Source organism: Dietzia sp. NPDC055343, assembly GCF_053645265.1.
The window spans coordinates 1-1,034 of the sequence record NZ_JBSHMJ010000176.1; the positions used below are offsets into that span (position 1 = coordinate 1).

Sequence of the window (1,034 nt, forward strand, 5' to 3'; positions counted from 1 at the left end):
GACTCGTAGCCGGGCACGCGGCCGAGCACGAACTCCTCGAAGAACCAGGTGGTGTGGGCGCGGTGCCAGGCGGCGGGGCTGGCCGCGGTCATGGATTGCGGCACCTGGTCTTCGGCGCTCAGCCGCGAGGCGAGCAGGTCGGTCAGGCCTCGCACCTGAAGGAATCTCTCGGCAGCGCTCTGGGCGCGCGGCGCGGTGGTCACTGATCCGACGGTCATGTGCTCTCCTGTGCGTTGTGGACGGCGGGTGGGCTCGTGCGTTGGGGCCACCGTAACCACACCGCGGAGGGTGTCACACCGCTAACGGCGCAGCCGATTTTCAGGTGCGCGGGAACGCCACGGGTCGGCCCGCGTGGAGGTTGCGCCGTTCGTGTTTGAGGAGTTGCAGCCGGTGCTCGGGGCAGGCGCCGAGCCCACCGTCGGCGCGGATGACGCGGTGCACCGGAATAAGGAACTGCGCGGGCACGAGGCTGCACAACCGCCCGACGCGACGCGCATTCCGCGGGCGCCCGGCATCCACGCTGATCTGCCCGTACGTGCTGGTCTCGCCGTACGGTATGTGCTGGATCTCCCGGTACACCTCGCGGGAGAACTCGTCGTGGACGCCGGCGGCCTCGAGGTCCAGCGGCACGTCGATACTGCGCCGGGTCCCGGCGAAGTAGCCGTCGAGGTACTCGGCCAGGCGGGCGACATGGTCCGCCGCCGGGTCGGTGGAGGGTCGGCCGGCGTTGTCGTCGTCGTGGTCATCCCCCACCACAACGTCCGACCCCACGCGGTCGATCCGCGCGATGCCCCGCGCGGTGGCCTCCACCACGAGGCGCCCGGCGAGGGTGTCGAGGACGCGCACCAGCACGGTGCTCATGCCCGTCGCTCGTCAGACGACGCTGGGCCGGTCGGGGTTGGTGACGTCGGCGTCCACAGTGTCGAGTTTCTCGAACAACGCGTCGGCACCCTCCTTCACGATCGCGGACATCTCGGCGGTGGTGATGGGCACGGCCTGCAGCCGGGTGAGGAGCGGCCCGGTACCGTCGGCGC

At 70.8% G+C, this 1,034-nt stretch carries 2 protein-coding genes and 1 pseudogene; all 3 read right to left on the bottom strand.

Annotated elements, in window-relative coordinates:
* Positions 1-218 (bottom strand): annotated as a pseudogene (locus tag ACWIE7_RS19490) (ergothioneine biosynthesis protein EgtB); the annotation flags it as partial.
* Positions 219-318: 100 nt separating this feature from the next.
* Positions 319-861 (bottom strand): methylated-DNA--[protein]-cysteine S-methyltransferase, encoded by a 543-nt coding sequence (locus tag ACWIE7_RS19495; RefSeq protein WP_454070377.1) that lies wholly within the window; start codon positions 859-861, stop codon positions 319-321.
* Positions 862-873: 12 nt separating this feature from the next.
* Positions 874-993 (bottom strand): hypothetical protein, encoded by a 120-nt coding sequence (locus ACWIE7_RS19500; RefSeq protein ID WP_454070378.1) that lies wholly within the window; start codon positions 991-993, stop codon positions 874-876.
* Between the last annotated feature and the right edge of the window lie 41 nt (positions 994-1,034).